Raw genomic sequence first — 18,461 nt, forward strand, 5'->3', positions numbered from 1 at the left:
CGCAGCCATGATCTCATTGGGACTTCGGCTTCGTCAATTTCGGCGAGGCGGCCGAGATAAAGATCGACACCTTCAACTTCACCCATTACGGCCTTGTCTACGGCAGGGTGCTGAGCGTCTCGCAGGACGCCGGCGCCCTGGCCGAGACCGGCGTTAGGCGCCGCGAACAATCCGCAGATGTAAGCCTCACTAAAGTGCAGTTTGATTGACCATTATGCCATATTTGACCACCCGGCGATTGAGCGATGGGCTGGGGCGCGTGGTCGTGTCCCCGGTGGTGGTGTAGCTCGGTAGAGCAAAGCCGCTCGGACGCGCGCCTCCGATAGCGCCGTAGCGGGCGGGCGGCTTTGCGGTGGTCACCGGCAGTTCTCCGGTAGGATCGGGTTGCGACACGCCAACGCAACCGAGGAACCACCGATGACCGACGAAATGATGAACCTGCGCACGCTCGTGGAGAAGACCCCTGATGCCGATCTGTTGCGCGAGATGATCGGCTTTGCTGCTCAGCGGCTGATGAAGATGGAAGTCGAAGGCCAGACCGGGGCGGCCTACGGCGAGAAGACCCCCGAGCGCCTGGCCCAGCGCAACGGCTATCGCGACCGGACCTGGGAGACTCGTGCCGGCACGGTCGAGCTTCGCATCCCCAAGCTGCGCAAGGGCTCCTACTTCCCCGGCTTCCTGGAGCCGCGCCGGATGGCCGAGAAGGCGCTCACCGCCGTGGTTCAGGAAGCCTATGTGCAGGGCGTCTCGACCCGTTCGGTGGACGATCTGGTGCAGGCCATGGGCATGACCGGTATTTCGAAGAGCCAAGTGAGCCGGCTCTGCGCGGAGATCGACGACAAGGTGAAGGCGTTCCTCGCCCGTCCGATCGAAGGCGACTGGCCGTATCTGTGGATCGACGCCACCTACGTGAAGGTGCGTCAGAACGGGCGCATCGTGTCGGTCGCGGTGATTGTTGCGGTCGGCGTCAATAGCGATGGCCGACGCGAGGTGCTCGGGATGGACATCGGTCCCTTTGAAGCCGAGACGTTCTGGACCGCTTTCCTGCGCAAGCTCGCCCGCCGCGGCCTGCGCGGTGTCAAGCTGGTCGTGTCCGACGCCCATGAAGGTATCAAGGCCACCGTCGCCAAGGTGCTCAACGCCAGCTGGCAGCGGTGCTGCGTGCACTTCATGCGCAACGCGCTGGCGCATGCCGGCAAGAGCGGCCGGCGCGTGGTCTCCGCCTTCATCGCCACCGCCTTTGCCCAGGACGATGCCGAGGCTGCACAAGCGCAGTGGCGGAAGGTCGCCGATCAACTCCGCCCCAAACTGCCTAAGCTTGCTGGCTTCCTCGACGAGGTCGAGACCGATGTGCTGGCCTATATGACGTTCCCACCGCAGCACCGGACCAAGCTGCACTCGACCAATCCGATCGAGCGCCTCAACGGCGAGATGAAGCGCCGGACCGAGGTTGTCGGCATCTTCCCCAATGAAGACGCCATCGTCCGCCTCATCAGCGCGATCCTGCTTGAGCAAAACGATGAATGGGCCGTCCAGCACGCCCGCTACATGACACTGGAAACAATCGCGCCGTTGAGCGATGATCCCACCGTCAGCCTTCCGGCGATCGCCAGCTGACCTGCCCAGCTCTCCCCGGCGAACGCGCTGCCCCACCGCTAGCTACACCACGCAATGGGACACGATCCCGACGCATCGATATTGCCGCCCGACAAAATCACCCCGACCTTCTTTCCGGCCAAGCGGGCGCGCTCTTGCAAAAGCCCGGCAAGCGGAGCGCCACCCGCGCCATCGGCAACGTTGTGCGTAACCGGAAAATAGGAACGCACCGCTTCGGCGAGGTCGTCCTCATACCAGCAACCCGATTGGACCAGCTAGCTAGGGCTGCTGCGACGGTGGCACGCGACGATCAGAATGCTCGCCGGGGATATTGAGCAGGGCCGGGAGAGAATGCGCTGCGGACCGATGCGCAGGCGAGGCAAAAGCCAGCAGGCTGTCCAACCGCGTCACGGGACCAAGCCAGGACTGGCGCACCCGACACGATTCGAACGTGTGACCTTTGCCTTCGGAGTATTTTAAGTTGTCTTGCGCCAGAAAACGCCAGGACATCCAATGCTGCGATATCCTACTATAATCATTAGTAAATCTCGAATGAGCGTCCGCCGGCTCTATCCTGCGATACGCCCCAGTTTTCCTCCAAGTGCTTACGTGGTGCTTACGCGGGAGACGGGCTTCGGAGGAGAGAAAATCCGTGCCTAAGCTCAGTAAACGCGTTGTCGATGGCGCCGAACCGCAAGCCAAAGACTACGTCATCTGGGATGACGATCTGCCTGGCTTTGGTCTGCGCGTCTTCAAGTCGGGTAAGCGCAGCTACCTAATTCAATACCGTTCAGCCGGCCGCTCTCGCCGCTATAGCATCGGTGTTCACGGTGTTTGGACGCCGGAGCTTGCACGCAAGGAAGCCAAGATTCAGCTGGGGCGGGTGGCACAGGGCGACAACCCAGCCGAAGAGCGGCAACTCGATCACAAGGCGGTCACGGTCAAGGAGCTCTGCGAACTCTACCTCAAAGACTTTGAAGCGGGCCTTATTCTAGGCAAGGGCGGACGCCCGAAGAAGTCGACCACGTTGGTGACGGACACTGGGCGCATCAATCGCCATATCATTCCCTTGATCGGCACGCGTCGGGTCAAGGATCTCGTCAAAGCAGACGTCAACAAGGTCTTGAAGGACATCATGGCAGGGAAGACCCGTGTCAGCGTCAAGACCAAGAAGCTCCGCGGCAGAGCCAACGTGCGCGGTGGTGTCGGCACGGCAACGAGGACCGTAGGCCTCCTCGGCGGCATCCTCACCTACGCGGTGGAGGCCGGTATCATCGAGCACAACCCAGCTCATGGCATTCGCAAGCCGAAGGACAACGTGCGCAATCGTCGGCTCACGGAGGCCGAGTACCGGACGCTGGGTGAGATGCTGGAGACAGCAGCCAAGGACGAAAAGTACGCCATAACGGTCGACATCATTCGTCAGATCGCGCTGACCGGCTGCCGTCGCAGTGAAATTATCGGCCTCAGGTGGTCCGAAGTGGATACCGACGCGAGCTGTTTGCGTCTAGCGGACAGCAAGGAGGGCGCTTCGATCCGACCGATCGGACTTCCTGTGGTGGAATTTATGGAGGCCCGAAAGAGGAAGAAAGTCGGCTCTTACGTTTTCCCTGGGTACAGAGATGACAATGCATTCGGCAGCTTCCCAAACCACTGGGAACAGTTGTTCAGTAAATCATCGCTCTCCGACGTCACACCCCATGTGCTACGTCATAGCTTCGCGAGCATCGCTAACGACCTTGGCTTCACTGAGGTGACTATCGCGGCGCTGGTCGGGCATTCAAAGGGGTCGGTCACCAGCAAGTACATCCATACACTCGATACAGCTCTCATCATGGCTGCCGATACGATCGCGGGTTACATCCAGGGCCTGCTGGAAGGTGTCAAGTTCAAACAGACCGCCTATGCGTTAGATCTTGATTCCCGGAAGGCCGCCTTGGCTCGCTTCTTGGCCAAGGCAGTTTGTCAGCTTACCGATGAAATCAAAGAAGCGGATCGTCAGGCCGCCTCGCACGCAACCTTAGAACAATCCACGGACCAATGCGTAAGACTGATAGCCGATCAATGTCGCGCGCGGCATTAAGGTCATCGGCAAATGTGGTGAGGGGCACGGGAGATCGTTCGCCCAACCAAAGAACCCATACCGCGCCCTGCTCAGCGTCGCGGATCAGGACTTCAAGGTGAAGCTTGCCTTGGCCAATTTGGGTCGGAGGATTATTGTGTACGCAAAAATTCGCAGTTTTTGCGAATATCAGCAGCTATAGCATTGCGGCTCTGCTCAAGGGAGTATATTCTATATGCCAGTTTTCTCATTTTCTGTGAATTAAAGCTTGTGAAAAGTACAGTCTCTCATCTGCCGCAAGGTCGCGCGCAGCTCCAGCGCGTTCTCTCCGCATCCGGTGATGTGATCCACATCGAGGATGTGACGAAGGCGCTTGACGTCTCGCGGGTGGAGGCGGCGAAGCGGCTCGCACGTTGGCGAGAGCAAGGCTGGCTTAGCCGGGTGGGGACTGGCGCTTACGTGCCCGCAGCCGTGGATACGCTCGGCTCGGAGCGCGTTCTTGATGACGCCTGGGTGCTGGTGCCGGCCCTGTTCGCTCCGGCCTATATCGGCGGTCGCACTGCGGCCGAGCACTGGGATCTCACGGAGCAGATTTTCAAGGACGTTGTCGTGGTGACCGGCCGGGCCCTCCGCACCAAACACAAGCAGCTCCAGGGCTTCGACTTCACGCTCAAGCATCTGAATCCGGCAAAGATTTTCGGTACCAGGCAAGTTTGGCGCCATCAGAGCAAAGTGCCGGTGTCGGACGTGCACCGCACCATCGTTGATATACTTGATGACCCAGCCATCGGCGGCGGCATCCAGCAGGTCTCGGACTGTCTGAATGCTTACTTCAAGCGATCTGACCGCAGCAACGAGAAGCTCATCCAATACGCGGACCAGCTCGGGAACGGCGCCGTCTTTAAGCGCCTCGGCTTCTTGGCCGAACGGCAGGCCGATGGGACGGAACTCGCCGAGCTCTGCCGTCAAAGGCTGACAACCGGTAATGCAAAGTTAGATCCCGCTTTGGATTGTAAGCGACTCGCCTCAAGATGGCGGTTGTTCATTCCCGCATCCTGGGCAGCCGGAGACCCTCATTGATCGACAGGCGCGAAATCCTCGATCTTGCCGTGCAGACGTCGCTCACTCCGCATGTCATCGAAAAGGATTACGTTCTCGGCTGGATACTGGCCGGCATCTACGCCCATGAGGAGCTCGCCGAGAAATGGATCTTCAAAGGTGGCACCTGTCTGAAGAAGTGCTTTTTTGAGACCTACCGGTTCTCGGAGGATCTCGATTTTACGCTGCGTGACGAAGCCCAGCTCGACGAAGCTTTCCTCAAGCGCGTCTTCTCCGAGATCGGGACTTGGATTTACGAAGAGACCGGCATCGAGGTTCCGGCCGCTCAACAGGAATTCGATATCTACCGCAATCCACGCGGCAACCTCTCCTGCCAAGGCAAGATCAGTTACAAAGGCCCGGTCTCCCCGACCCGGCCCTTGCCGCGCATCAAGCTCGATCTGACGGCTGACGAGTACGTCGCTCTGCCGCCTGAGACTGTGGAGATTTTCCATCCTTACTCCGATGCTCCGGAAGAGGGCATCGAGGTGCTTGCCTACGATTATGTTGAGGCATTCGCCGAGAAGTTTCGGGCGCTTGCTGAGCGCACCCGTCCTCGCGACCTCTATGACGTCGTCAATCTCTACCGAAACTCTGACGCCAGGCCCGAGCGCGTTCAGTTTGTCGATGTTCTGCGCCAGAAATGCGCCTTCAAAGGCATTCAGCTGCCGCAGCTAGTGGACATCGAACAGCATCGAGGTGACGTCGAGGCCGGCTGGACGGGAATGCTCAACCATCAGCTTCCGGCCTTGTTGCCAATTGCGTCGTTCTGGAACGCTCTGCCCGAGATTTTCCAGTGGCTCCATAGTGAGGTGGTGGCACCGGTGTTGCCAGCCATGCCGCTCATGGGTGGCGCCACCGCGGAAATTGTCCGCGACCGGATCATCGGCCTACCAACCGGGTTACCCGGCCAGACCGCGATCGAAGTTATCCGCTTCGCTGCGGCCAACCGGCTGCTTGTTAATATTGATTACCGCGATAAGGATGGCAAACGCTCGACTCGCGCAATCGAAGCATACTCGCTGCGACGATCACGCGAGGGCGCCATCCTGTTGATGGCCGTCCGCGCAGAAGACGGAAAGTCGCGCACCTATCGCCTAGACAGTATCCTTGGAGCTTCACCGACGCAGACCACCTTCTCGCCCCGTTATCCGATCGAACTGACACCAACCGGCGTTCAGTCAATTCCGCCGACATCACGATCTACGGAAATATCGATGCCACGAGCCTCGACGCGGCGGCAGTCGCGAACCTCGAGCTCCGGACCAACTTACGTCTTTCGCTGCACCGTTTGCGGCAAGCTTTTCGAGCGTAAAACCCACGACAGCACGCTGCGGCCTCACAAGAACCGGGCGGGCTACCAGTGCTACGGTTCTTACGGGGCCTACATCCGCACCAAATATTAGGTCGATAGCTATATGAAAAACTTGCAATCGGCGTTGACCCTCGTGGATCGGTTTGAAGCAGGGAAGTTTGTCGAACCATCTGAGGCAGAGAGTTTAATCGTGGAAGTCTTTCAGACGTGCGGCTGCCCGGTTATTGAAAAGGGTTTCGCCGTCTCGGAACATGCTCTGCTTGAGGTCGATTGCTTCATTCGCACGAAGATTGATGAGTCTCTGGAGACGATCGCAATCGAGATAAAAGCTGCTGGGAGACAGGCTGGTCTCGAATCAGTTGAGCAAGCTTTCAGGTTAAAAACAACTGGGCCGTTTGATCGCGCGATGATCTTATCGCGACTCGGATTTTCTGCCGAAGCGCTCCGTCATGCCGATACGGTCGGACTCGGTAAAATTGATTTGCTCCAGCCGAACGATCTGCGCGCATGGCTTTCAAAACAGGCCGAGGCGGAACAAGACGATTCTGAACAGGCAGATACGGCATACGAACGGATCGTGAGAACGGCAATGCGGCAGCTCGTAGAACTGATCGCTCGTCGGCCGGAGACCCTCGTAGAGCTTGAATGGCGGGAGCTTGAGAAAGTTTTGCGGGAAGCCTTTGAAGGAATTGGCTTCGAGACGAAGCTCACACGGCCGGGTAAGGATGGCGGATTCGATCTCGAATTGACTGCTACGGAAGGCGGTCGAAAACAAATATACCTTGTCGAGGTTAAGCATTGGGCGGAGGCGAGACCGGGCATGGCTCATGTACGAAAGTTCGTCGAAGTGACCGCGTCCCGACAGGCTACAGCGGGCATCTTTCTGTCTACATCCGGCTTCACGAAGCCCCTGTACCGCGGGATCACTGAATTCACAGAGCCGATGTATCTTGGGGAAAGCAACAAGGTTGTGTCGTTGTGTAAGACGTACTTTCGCCTTCGTAGCGCGATGTGGATCGAAGATGTCGATCTGCAAGCGACGCTTCTGTCGGAAACGCGGTCGATCGGAATTCGCCCGATCACGTCGTGACTTCTGGATATTTGCCGCAAGAATGAGATAAGGTAGGCAGGGTGAGAATAAAACTATTCAAAGCTCGGGCGCTTTGACGGAAACAAATCCCGTCGCAGGCTCACTGCAAATAACCTGAAGGTCATAGGTTCAAATCCCTACCCGTCGACCGGGTTAGCTGCCATCGCGGAAAGTTGGCCCTCGGCTGTTTGCTTTTCCCCCGACCGTGAACTTCTACTCGTCTCCAGACCTCATCCCCCTCGGCCGCCATCCGACCGGGTCTGCGATCCAGCGGTTGATGTCGGATTCATGCCAGCCCGAGCCGTTGGTGCTGATTTTGAGCTGCGCGGGGAATGTACCCTCCGCAATCTTTCGATAGATGGTGGACCGGGATAGTCCGGTCCTGGCGAGGATGGCTTTTAGACGGATGATACGGTCTGGCTCGCGCATGGCCGAGATGCCCCTTGCTGGCTGCTTCTGACGGCTTGTGAGGCCAGAGAGGCCCAACAGGTGAAGGCGGACAATGGGAGTTCGTGCGTTGCCGGTCATAGCGTAAGGTCGGCTGCAATTGGGATGGGCTAAAGTCCGAGGCCACGGCCTCTGCCAAGATCGATGCCATGGGCTAAGGCCAGATCCTGGCCGAGGCGCCGGCCTGATTCGAACGCGATGCCGAGGTCATTCTTGCGGCCGGCGAGGATGGATTCCAGTTGCGGATCGCGCTCGAGACCTTTGGCCATGTCGCCCATCACCGCGCGCGTCGCCCTGTAGCCGGCCATGTCGCCGGCCTGATACAGGCGCTGGCTGGTCTGTTCGAGCTTCTGCCAGCGCTCCACGAACCGGTCGGCACGGCGGCTCGGATCGATGCGCAGTTCGGTCTCGAGCTGGAGCGCGCGGATGGCGCGGTTGAGGCGTCCGCTGGCGGCCTCACGGGCCAGCTCCGGGTTCTTTCTGTAAGCGGCCTCGGCGTCGTGCGAGCCAAAGGGGCGCACCTCCTCAAAGGCTTGGCGGGCCTTCTGCAGCTCTTTGACCTGTTCGGGGCTTGCTCTGCCGCCCGTCTCCTGCGCCGTAAGGATCGCATCCATAGCGCGGGCATGGCGTACCAGCGCCCGGGTCCGGACGCGACGCGCTTCCGCTTCGGGATCTTGCGCCACATTCCTTGCCGGCACTTCGGCTGCGCGCCGGCCGGCTTCCGTATCGCTCGTCTCCCTTTCCGGCGATCCCCGCTCGGGCCGTTGTCCGCCATCCCGGTCGGACGCCTCTCCAGGAACGCGAATGCCGTCGAATATGTCGCGCAGCTTCTCCGGCACGATCTTGCGCACGATCTCGGCCACGCGCTCGCGGAAGGCGATGGCACGCCGCTCGGCGTAGTTCTGGATCGGATCGGCACGTTCGTAGTCCGAAGCCATGTCCTTGGCCCGATCGCGCGACAGGGCGCGGACAAGACGGTCCGCATCGGCAAAATCGTCACGGCCGTAATGCAGGTCGACGCCGTCGCGATGTCGCGACAGCGCGACATAGCTGCTGTGGGCATCCATGCCGGGCGTCGCCAGCACATGGACCCGGTCGACCGTCATGCCCTGCGCTTTGTGAATCGTCGCCGCATAGCCGTGGTCGATCCGGTTGTAGTCCTTGAGGTCGAAGCGCACGGCTCGGCCATCGTCGGTCTGCACGGTCATCGATTGAATGCTGACCAACTCAATGGTCCCGAGCGTGCCGTTCTTCACGCCAAGCCCCCGCTCATTCTGCAGGAACATGACGCGATCTCCGCTCGCGAAGCTTCTCGCGCCGCGCTCGACTGTCACACGCACCTCGTCGCCCAGATCGCCCGCGGCCCGCATCCGCCTGCGCGCCGCCTCGTTCACGATGCGGACCTCGTCGTTTGTGTGGGTGAGGATGATCCGGCTCCAATCCGGCGATGCCTGCCGGTCGTGGTCCCAGCGCTCGATCAGATCGCCGCGCGCCTGCTCTCGGGTCTGGGCCTCATGCACCATGCCGCGGGAGCGATAAGCTCCGAGCGCATGGCCCACTTTACCGGTCGCCAGATCGCGCGTGGCGTCGCGCTGCCAGTCCTCGCGTTGACGGCGCACTTCACCGATTTCGGCGCCGCCGTGACGCTCATGGATCGACCGGAATGCCGCGCCCGCCTCGATCGCTTGCAGTTGCTGCGGATCACCGACCAGGACCACCTTGGCGCCAGCCTGGGCAGCATGGGACAGCACGCGCTCGAGCTGGCGCGTGCCGACCATGCCGGCCTCGTCGATGACCAGCACATCGCTCGATTTCAGCAGATCACGGCCTTGCTCCCAGCCATGCTCCAGGCTGGCAATCGTGCGTGACGATATGCCCGATCCGCTTTCGAGGTTTTCCGCGGCGACGCCGGACAGCGCCACGCCCCGGACCTCGAAGCCGGCCGCCTCCCACGCCTCTCGCGCCACCCCCAGCATCGCGCTCTTTCCCGTCCCGGCATGGCCGACCACGACGCCGAGATCGCGCCCGTTTGTGACATGCGCCAGCGCCTCGGCCTGCTCGGATGACAGGACCAGGCCTTGCGCTTCCGCGCGCGACAAAGCGGCCCTGCGGTCCGCGTCGCCGACCTCATGGCGCTTCCGCTCCGCCAGCAGCTCTGAAGCTTGGTGCAGGCGCTGCTCTGCCTCGATCATTCCGCGGGTGGTGAACCGGTCCTCGCCGCGGGCGTCCCTGCCGAGTTCGACCAGATCAGGCGCCCCCTGCATTGCGCCCATCACCGCGTTGAACTGGTGGAGCCCGTCGCTGTGCCGGTGCGCGAACTTCGCCAGGTCGCGGCGCGTGAAGGTTGATTGCTGCCGGGTGATGGCCTCCAGTCCAAGGGAGGGATCGGCGATGATCCGCGCGCCATTGTTCCGCGCGATCTCGCGGTGCATCTCGGCCCGGTCGGCCTCAATCCCTTCGCCTGCGACGCCCCGAACTTCGATCCTTTTGGCCGGCGCGCCGATCTGGCTTTGCGGCTCGAGCGCAATGCCCTGGGCATCTAGACTGCGATGGTCGATCCGCGCGTCGATGTCGAGCTCGGCCAGGCGCTCGTTGGCGAGCTCCGCCCAGCGTTTGCGCCAGCGCTCGACCATCTCGGTGCGGTTCCAGTCTCGCACCTTTTGGCCAAAGCCCTTCTCGCCGACCGCGCGCATCGTTAGCATCACGTGGGCATGGGGCTTGGGCAGTCCGTCCTCACCCCTGTCCCAATGCACATTGAGATCGGCAATCATGCCGAGACCGACGAACTCACCGTGAACGAAGTCCCGGGCCAGCTCGATGCCCTGCGCATCAGTCATCTCGCGCGGAAGGGCGAATTCGACCTCGCGTGCAAGCTGGGCATCTTTCCGGACTTCGAACGCTTCGACATCATTCCAAAGCCGTTCGCGATCGCTCCAAGCCTCCGGCGCGTTCTCCGGCAGCATCACCTCGGAATGGACGACGCCACGCTTGCCGGAAAAATCCTGATCACGGCCAAGCTGCTCGTCGCGCAGACGCGAGCCCGAACGGTAGGCGGCCGACGCCACCGCACTGCTTCCGGCCTTGCGGCCGATGACCTTGACGTGAAGATGATAGATCGCCATCGCGATCAGATCACTGACACACCGAAGCGCACGTCGGAACGACGTATAAGCGCGCCCTCCCTCGAAAAAATCTCGGGAGGGATCGCACCGTGTCAGCCTGTCCTGATGATCCTACAGTATTCTGCTGTTTGCTCGCCTATGATTTCTGCATCGAACTCATGGAGACGAGGATGCGCAAACCACGAGACTTTGATGCGGACCTGAAGGCACTCGAAGAAAAGGCGCGCGGGCTGAAAACTCGCAAGGTGCGCCAGCTCGGCGAACTGGTTATCGCGACTGGAGCCGACACTCTCACCGCTGAAGAACTGGCCGGCGCGCTGATCGTGCTGGCCGAGACGAAAGAGGCCGGTAGGAAGGAGGCATGGGCCAAGCGCGGCGCCGCGTTCTTTCAAAGCCGGTCGCGGCGAAATGCGCCAACAACTGACCTCAACCCTGACGTCGCTCCTACGCAACCGAGCGGCGTGCAACCGGCATCAAGCCGCAAGGGCGCGGCATGACATGCGCGCATGGCAGGTCGAACGCCGCAAGCGCACGCGGCACCTCATCGAACTCGGCGGTCTCGTCGTCAAAGCCGGAATCGTGGGGCTGACTCGCGATGATCGCGTTATGATCTACGGCGCGTTAATCTGGATCGCCGAGAAACTCAACGGCGATCGGCGCGAAACGGCGAGTGCGCTCTGGGCCGCAAAAGGAAAGGAGGCATTTTCTGTGGAACGGGCGACACATGTACTCTCACTATCGCAGCAAACGGCGCAGCATCGGGAATGACCCATCGTGGGCGGCGCGAAGTCTCCGAATATTGCAGTGCTGCCCGCCAACGCGCGGCTTGAGGTCCCTTTTCGGTTGGATGGAAGCCAGAGTTCAGACCTTTGATGGCTTACCCAAAGCTCCGCTGAAAGATCGACTTTAGTGACGAACACAAACGTGCCGTAAGCGTCGTTCTCAAGCCACGGCTTTGAGGACTTGACCGCGGTAGACCCAGGGCAGGAGCTCGTCTATTTCGCGGTTCGGATGACCATTCGCGATCCTGGTCAGGACGTCGGAGAGATAGGCAAGCAGGTCGACATCGTTGCGCTTGCAGGTCTCGATAAGGGAGGCGACGACAGCCCAGTGTTCGGCGTTACAAAGTACTTTCCCTGTATTCTGAGCCGACTGCTAAGTGTTCGTTCCCATCGGATGTCTCCAAGCAATCCTAAGGTTATTGGGCCACCATAGCGCGCCTTCCGGGAATTCTTAATCAGGCTGGTACGCTCTGACGTGTCAAGAGAGATGGCCATTGGTAGATCGTCCTCGGAACTGAATTGCCAACCTGCCGATCTGCAGGACCGCCAAGTCCCGCCGGGCGCCCCGGCCCCCCGCGCGGCTTCCCGTCGCGCCATAGCGCGGGAAATGCGGCAAGCCAAGCTCTTATTGTGAGCGCACTCGACCGTGGCTTGTGATCGGGGGGCGGCTCGAACATGACGTTGACGTCTTTGCTCCGGGACAGCGAATAGAGGGCCGGCTTGCGGTCTAGATTGGCATTTGAACAAAAGAAGAGCTATTCTTTGTTTCGGTGAGCACGGAACAGGGCCGTGTCCGCCAACACCGATGAGATCCAAGGCCTAAACCCGCGCCCTAGAAGCAGCGACGGACGAAGTGATCGCGTCATGCGACGGCGACGTGCGAGCGGCTGTTCGAGAGTTGATCGTTGCCAGCGGCATGCTGGAGGACGAGCCGAACGGCCAACGTGCGGCGGACTCATCGGGCTATGCGCGTGGTGGGACAAGAGGGAAGCAGTAGGGCAGGGAGAGTTCAGGTGGCCGGCGCAATCGCTCGGCGCCTTGATTGCCACCACAACGGAGATCACGCATGGTCGAAGGGAGCATGACAGGAGTGGCGTGCCGGCGAGGCGCTTGCCAGTCGACCGCGAGGGACAAGGAAGCTGACGCAGCGTCGGTGGCCGCTGAGCCGGCTGGCGCGCCGCTCAAGATCGTCGGCACCACGGGTGACGACTCGCAGCTAAGCTTCGAGCTGGCGGCCGGTGCGACACGCGGCGACGCGGAAGCTTTCATGCGCGATGAACAGGTTTGTCACTTGTTCCGGTAGCGGTGCAGCTCTCTGGGGTAAGGCTCTCCGACCGGTCTGCCGAAATGTCAGGGCGACGCGGCCGGACGGGTTCATTCTGCCAAGCTACAAGAAATGCCGGATACGACCAAAAATAGAGTCGGTGGCGAGGCTAAGTGTTGAGTCCGAAATCGGAGCGTCGTGCCTCAATTTAACGCAATCAATCAGACGTTCAATTTACTGCAGCGAGACTCGGCCGACATATAGGCGCGCTCAGAGCACGGGAGTCGACCAAAATTTCCTATCAGCAGTACTATCGCTGCGTCTGGCCCTCCGGTAACATTCACCTAAAGGTTGCTTTTGGGCACCTGGCGGGACCGAGGAGAGGGAGATGGTTTACGCTCGCATTTTTACGCTGCAGATATTCCTGCAAACTCTGTTTGTGGTCACAGGTGAAGTAAAAAGTTCCTATGCTTATGTAATCGATGGCATGACGCTGGGTGAGAAACTCCCGGCCAGTTCTTACGCAAAGAGGTTCAGTGAGTGCAGCGACAGCCGCGATTTTGACGGATATCAGTGGTGCAAGCGAATTCAGCCGAGGCCGACTAGCTTAGGTCGCGGTCAAGCTACTACACAGATTCTTCGGTCGAAAGATGGAACACTCACCTATCTTATGACGACCGTAGCGCCCGTCTCGCTTAGCAAGTCGATAGTGCAGGCGGAGATTGACGAGCTCTCGCGAGAAAACAAAGAACAACCAATAAAGCTTGACTGGTATCAGACTCGAGATGGCATCACTGCCGTAATCGGTGTATGGGGCAAGCTTGAACTCGCAAGGATCCACAAAGACGATATTGGTCGCACGGATGCATTGATTGATCCCTTGGAAGATCCCGATAAATCAACAGATCAGGGCCTTCCCATATTTAGAGTAGCGGGAGAAGCCGGCTATGTCTATTGCGCAAGCTTCGATGCAAGTGGACGGGGGCACAGGCACTACGTTGCAGCCAATATGGCTCAGGCGGCGATCACGACCTTCGTTCCCACGCTCGAGGAAGCCGTTCGCGATGACCAGACTCGTTCGGCAGATGACTTCTCGCTCTGGATTAAAGTCGCTCAGGACAGCAGGCGTATCGCCGTTGCCGCCTCTCCTGCGGTTGCAAATCGAGAATTGGATAAGATCTTCCAGAGATACCGGCAAAAAAAGCTTCAATCGCGTGTGTGGGCGCTACTTCCTTTGGGTGTTTCTGAAACGCTCGGTCAGAAGATACATTGGACGGAAGTAAACTATGGTCCTAATACCCTGTATCCGGAAATACGAGAACGGATATTAGAGTTCTTGGCTGCAAATCCCAAAGGACGATTTTCAGAGTTTCTATATTACACGATAGGTGAGTTCGAAAAAGGACTGGCGGTTAACCCCTCGTCGGTCATCAAGACGGAGCTCCGGTATGCTATGGGCTATGCTGCTCTTAGGCCGTTACTCGAAGGCGTCGTAAAACGTCTAAACGATCCCGAAATCCATCTTGCCGACGGCGATTCCATAGAGTCAGTAATCTCGCTCCTGAATCATGAAGCACGATATAGAAGTACGCGACTAAGTGCTGTCGATCCCGAGTTTGTAAGCAGGGCGGCAGTCGCCAAGCCGCTGTTCGAGCTGGTGCTAAATGACGAATCGTCTAGATTGGCCGATGATGCGGCCTACATGATAGGCTGGCTTGCGTTTCATCAGAATAAGATGCAAGAAGCGCTCGGTTACGCTGCGCGGGCAATGAACGTTGGAAATGGCGATTATAGTTCTGCTGCCACACGGCTAGTGCTTCGAATATTTGAGAGATACACGCCTCAGCAGCAGGTTGCAGCACTTGAAGAGATTCCTGCGTTGTCGCAGCAGCCCGCGATATGGTACAAGGTGGCTCGAGATGCTTACCGGCGTTTCGATTATACGTACGTGATCGATGTAGCTGAGAGAGCGTTGCGCTACTTGCAAGCGCCGTCGGACCAGCTACCTGCGACTACGGACCCAATTCTCATTGCGCAAGCACTGAAAAAGATTAAGCACAAGTATGCTGACGATCCCAATTTTGTGGAAATTCCATACGTGTTGCAGGCGTCTCGGGAGATCGTCGAACTTAGCACCTCTATTAAATCAATTGCTGACAGTCGCCCTGATGCGGCCAATAAAATTGTGAGAATGGCTGTGATCAAGTACTCACGGCTCACAGACGCCACCGACGACGTAGCCAGCAGAAAGCGCATGGCGCCGCTGGCGCACCGCGACCTACGACAGGCCCTGCACCTTATAGACATTTCTCTCGCGCAGTTGCCAAAGAAGACGCAACTCGATTCACTACGCGAATGGCTACTTTATAGAAAGGTCAGAATCCTGGTTTCTTTTGATCCTCGCAAGGTTCCAACCTCAGTCGTGGATCTTTCAAACGAATTCCCGGGTTCAGGCCTGTTAGACGACGCCATGGCGGAGCAGTTGTACTCGGAGGGAGTAAGGCTAAAAAATGTAGAGGCCGCCGAGCGCACTTTTCAAGCGCTCGTCGATAAGTTTCCCCGAGCCAACGCTATCGACAACGCGTACACCTGGATGGCGATCATTTATCACTGCGCGAACAGGGCTCCGGAAGAGCATAGAATGAATTTTGAAATAATTCGACGCTTTCCAACAACGCGCCACGCGTTGTATGCTGCTAAACGGGAGGCCGTGGGTGGTTCGGTCAGCTGCAGCGTTTGGAGCGACGACGATGAAAATCTCTGAACTCATCTTGAGTCGCTTGGTCTAATCGACCGTCCAACTCGTATCCCAATGGTGCTGCTGCCAGAGCTGGACCAGTCGCGGGCTGATGAGCGCAGTCCCCTTGGCTTGTCAAGGTATGAGCCGCCCCTTATAACGTGCCGTATACAAGCTGTTTCATTCCATGGCTCCTTCTTTGGCCCGTCTCCGTAATTGTCTCTGAAACAGTCCGCAACCCACTCGGACACGTTCCCGTGCATGTCGAATAACCCAAAATCGTTTGGGCGCTTTTTTCCAACCTCTTGTGGTTCCGTGAGTGCGAGACCCCCACCGTACCATGCGTATAGATCGAGCTCCTTGTCGTCGTTGCCAAAGGAAAAGTAGGTCGATTTTCCGCCTCTGGCTGCGTACTCCCACTCGGCCTCGCTTAACAGCCGATAGTCCTCGGCAGTCACCTGCTTCAGCCAAGATGCATAGTCACGTGCATCGGCCCAGCTGACGTTCGTAATCGGCGTATTTCCGTTAGTTGCTGGATCCGCTCTCTGCGAACAAAATGAAAACCTAACACACTGGTCCCATTCGTCGTTCGTTATCTCATGCTTGGACACGGCAATTGGCGTCTCAAACTCTAACATCTTGGCAGGCTGCTCCCTGGCCATCTCTTTTACCGCCGCGGTTGGCGAGCCGATGATGATGCGGCCGGTTGGTAAAACGACCATTTCGGGGCAGTGCGAGCATTCTTTGAAAGTACTCCCTACAGACAGCGAGCCAACCGCAGCAGTATGAACTTGAGTGAGTTGGTAGGCCATCAAATGAAGCCAACGGTGCTGCCACCAGATCACCGCGGTAATGACTGCTATACAAAAAGCGACAGCAGAAGCCAAGCGGATGCGCCGGGATTGACGTCTAGAGGATTCGTCCGCTTCCTTGGATGCATTCAGATAAGTGACCTCCTTGCCGGTCGGTGCCCGAGAGCCGACCAGGCCCTTTCGCACCAGTTCTAAGGAAGCAACGTCAAGAAGGCCGGCTGACGGATCCCTTGGGTCCCATTCCTTGGCGCGGTCGGATAGACGACGGATGGCTCTTTGACCAAGCCTTTCCGACCGGTCAAAGCGACGACGCACAGGAGAAGCAAGAGTGTCGTGAGCGAGCCTCGTGGACCTTTCGTCATCGGCGGTAGCTACCGTGTAGAGCAGAGCATTTCGCAGGAGCTCGTCGATCAATCCTTCGATATCGTGTTTTTGATCAGCAAGATGGGCATATAGCTTAAACGTCTCCGACCTGGACAGCTCAAGCGCTGTGCCATAGTCCGTGGTATGCCGGTAGAGGATATCCTCGACTAGTCCCGAGTTGACATGTTGCGGATAGATCTCCGCTAGAACGTTTATTTGTTCTTCAAGAAATTGATCGAGGTCCAATTTTCCACGCATGCGGACGTCATAGTGCGTCAGACTAAGGCACTGGTTGCCGGCTCGGTCCTTCTTGGCCTCTTGCCAGAGCCGCGTAAGAATGATGCTTAGCATGGGTGTTATGGGCGACTTGGGGTCGCTTAACAGATCCATGCCTATGCGCGCCGGAAGGTCGTCATCGACGCCAACATTATACCAACTACGGAGCCGCCGGGTGCTGACTATACCGCGGACCACTTCCTCGATTTCATCCTGCGTTAATCTCTCAAGAAAGAACTCGGTAAAGACCACCTCCGCCTCGCGCAAGCGGGCACGAACTTCGGCCAGCCATTCGCTTCGAAATCCGATCAGAATTCTAGTATCGCGTCGCTCGTGTTTAAGTCGCTTGAGGCGGTGTGCCAACTGGCTAAGTTCGGCGTTACCGAACGACCGGCTAGTGAATGCTTCCTCTATCTGGTCGATTACTAGGACAACAGGCTTATTGCTGGTGTCGGTGGCGGCAAGAGCTTCTTTAAGGCGGTCTTCGAAAAGCTCCAGAAGAGTCTTGCCCGCCTCCCTGCGATGCGCCCGCGCTTCGTAGCTCCACCGTAGGCGAGGAAGCAACCCAGCCTCGAGTAATGACGATTTCCCGACCCCTGAAGCTCCATACACCAGAATGACGCCGGGCCCCTCGTTGTCAACCACCTGCTCATATAGTTCCCGCAATCTACGGCTTCTACCAAAGAAGACTTCCGCATGCTCGGCGCCGTACCATCGAAGGTACCGGAACGGCTCTGCTGGCAGTGCTTGATGAGGAAGTCCCGGCAATCCGAGAATTGGATCTATTGCTGGCAGATATCGTGCGCAGCGTGTTTGGAGTACGTCGTTGTTGATGGGACAAGCGAACAGTACGCCAGCTGCAACGGAATCTCTATTGAGAGGTGAAACTAAGTTTGATCGGATAATGCCGACTGCGACGCCATCAACAAGGCATGGAGCGCCAGAGAAGCCGTCTAGTCGAGCGCTCTGACCGGCTGCGACATTGTCGCTGTAAAGCTGATAGACGTCGATCTCTGGACCTTGTGACAGTGCGCCTTGAACGCGGCCGTCAATGAAGAGAGCCCCACCAGCCATCTCGGCAATTGCGGGGAAGCCCCAACTTTCAAATGCTCGAGAGGCACTGTTGTCATTGGAGTTGGGAGAGAGTTCGCCGAGCGTCAGTGGAAAAATGCCTGCTGTCGGATTGTCAAGTTCCAACAAAGCCCAGTCGCCTATAACGTCAAAGCATCCCTCTGTTACTTTAGCTGCAAGATCGCACAATCCAGCGTCCGGAAATGTTACCCGCAAGGCCGAGTAGAAAAATGGAGCGTCACTCAGCGAAGACTGGATCCGATCTCCCACAACATGAAAGGCGGTCAAAAGGTGCCGCTCGGTTACTAAAAAACCCGTTCCGAGGACTGTATTGCGATCGTCCCTAATGCTCGTTATCCGTGCGATTGCTCGCTTTATCTCCGGTCTCATGGCACAAGTCCACACTATGATTTAAGGTCCGTGCCT

At 58.4% G+C, this 18,461-nt stretch carries 11 protein-coding genes and 1 pseudogene; 8 read left to right on the plus strand and 4 right to left on the minus strand.

The features are described 5' to 3' along the window. Positions 1-417 precede the first annotated feature (417 nt). The 5 genes from QX094_RS13475 (at position 418) to QX094_RS13495 (ending at position 7,161) form a co-directional block, all read left to right on the plus strand. Complete coding sequence (locus QX094_RS13475) at positions 418-1,617, plus strand: IS256 family transposase (protein WP_316173597.1); 1,200 nt, start codon at positions 418-420, stop codon at positions 1,615-1,617. Positions 1,618-2,248: 631 nt separating this feature from the next. Next, positions 2,249-3,679, plus strand: coding sequence for a tyrosine-type recombinase/integrase (locus QX094_RS13480; protein ID WP_284422126.1), 1,431 nt, complete (start codon positions 2,249-2,251; stop codon positions 3,677-3,679). 183 nt (positions 3,680-3,862) lie between these two features. Then, entirely contained in the window at positions 3,863-4,738 is an 876-nt protein-coding gene (locus QX094_RS13485) for a type IV toxin-antitoxin system AbiEi family antitoxin (protein ID WP_316173602.1), read from the plus strand. Continuing rightward, a complete protein-coding gene (locus QX094_RS13490) occupies positions 4,735-6,162 on the plus strand; it encodes a nucleotidyl transferase AbiEii/AbiGii toxin family protein (protein WP_284422124.1) in 1,428 nt (475 codons plus the stop codon). The genes QX094_RS13485 and QX094_RS13490 overlap by 4 nt, the downstream gene beginning before the upstream one ends. 12 nt (positions 6,163-6,174) lie before the next feature. Further along, positions 6,175-7,161 (plus strand): restriction endonuclease, encoded by a 987-nt coding sequence (locus QX094_RS13495; protein ID WP_284422123.1) that lies wholly within the window; start codon positions 6,175-6,177, stop codon positions 7,159-7,161. A gap of 213 nt (positions 7,162-7,374) precedes the next feature. On the opposite strand, the gene QX094_RS13500 is transcribed toward QX094_RS13495, so the two are convergent. After that, positions 7,375-7,590 carry a helix-turn-helix transcriptional regulator gene (locus tag QX094_RS13500; protein ID WP_316173606.1) on the minus strand — a complete coding sequence of 72 codons (216 nt, stop codon included), beginning with the start codon at positions 7,588-7,590 and terminating at the stop codon, positions 7,375-7,377. A gap of 128 nt (positions 7,591-7,718) precedes the next feature. Next, positions 7,719-10,730, minus strand: a complete 3,012-nt coding sequence (traA, locus tag QX094_RS13505; protein ID WP_284422121.1) for a Ti-type conjugative transfer relaxase TraA — start codon at positions 10,728-10,730, stop codon at positions 7,719-7,721. A gap of 170 nt (positions 10,731-10,900) precedes the next feature. Between traA and QX094_RS13510 the strand changes: the two genes are divergently transcribed. Continuing rightward, the gene (locus QX094_RS13510) at positions 10,901-11,227 is read left to right on the plus strand and encodes a conjugal transfer protein TraD (protein ID WP_284422120.1); all 327 of its coding nucleotides are present in this window, start codon (positions 10,901-10,903) and stop codon (positions 11,225-11,227) included. A gap of 1 nt (position 11,228) precedes the next feature. Then, a complete protein-coding gene (locus tag QX094_RS13515; protein WP_284422119.1) occupies positions 11,229-11,498 on the plus strand; it encodes a conjugal transfer protein TraD in 270 nt (89 codons plus the stop codon). A 174-nt stretch (positions 11,499-11,672) separates the two neighbouring features. On the opposite strand, the pseudogene QX094_RS13520 reads toward QX094_RS13515, so the two are convergent. Beyond that, positions 11,673-11,849, minus strand: a pseudogene (locus tag QX094_RS13520) (transposase domain-containing protein); the annotation flags it as partial. A gap of 1,315 nt (positions 11,850-13,164) precedes the next feature. Between QX094_RS13520 and QX094_RS13525 the strand changes: the two are divergent. After that, entirely contained in the window at positions 13,165-15,540 is a 2,376-nt protein-coding gene (locus QX094_RS13525; RefSeq protein ID WP_316187945.1) for a hypothetical protein, read from the plus strand. Between the two features lie 2 nt (positions 15,541-15,542). Here the strand turns inward: QX094_RS13525 and QX094_RS13530 are convergent, their stop codons facing one another. Next, the gene (locus QX094_RS13530; RefSeq protein WP_410052298.1) at positions 15,543-18,425 is read right to left on the minus strand and encodes an SUMF1/EgtB/PvdO family nonheme iron enzyme; all 2,883 of its coding nucleotides are present in this window, start codon (positions 18,423-18,425) and stop codon (positions 15,543-15,545) included. Positions 18,426-18,461 lie beyond the last annotated feature (36 nt).

It is taken from the genome of Bradyrhizobium sp. SZCCHNS1050, from assembly GCF_032484785.1.
GTDB lineage: Bacteria > Pseudomonadota > Alphaproteobacteria > Rhizobiales > Xanthobacteraceae > Bradyrhizobium.

Bases quoted from the DNA above. Each gene is read 5' to 3' on its own strand.
- QX094_RS13475 (WP_316173597.1), top strand. From the start codon at position 418: ATGACCGACGAAATGATGAACCTGCGCACGCTCGTGGAGAAGACCCCT.
- QX094_RS13495 (WP_284422123.1), top strand. From the start codon at position 6,175: ATGAAAAACTTGCAATCGGCGTTGACCCTCGTGGATCGGTTTGAAGCA.
- QX094_RS13500 (WP_316173606.1), bottom strand. From the start codon at position 7,590: ATGCGCGAGCCAGACCGTATCATCCGTCTAAAAGCCATCCTCGCCAGG.
- traA (WP_284422121.1), bottom strand. From the start codon at position 10,730: ATGGCGATCTATCATCTTCACGTCAAGGTCATCGGCCGCAAGGCCGGA.
- QX094_RS13510 (WP_284422120.1), top strand. From the start codon at position 10,901: ATGCGCAAACCACGAGACTTTGATGCGGACCTGAAGGCACTCGAAGAA.
- QX094_RS13515 (WP_284422119.1), top strand. From the start codon at position 11,229: ATGCGCGCATGGCAGGTCGAACGCCGCAAGCGCACGCGGCACCTCATC.
- QX094_RS13525 (WP_316187945.1), top strand. From the start codon at position 13,165: ATGGTTTACGCTCGCATTTTTACGCTGCAGATATTCCTGCAAACTCTG.
- QX094_RS13530 (WP_410052298.1), bottom strand. From the start codon at position 18,425: ATGAGACCGGAGATAAAGCGAGCAATCGCACGGATAACGAGCATTAGG.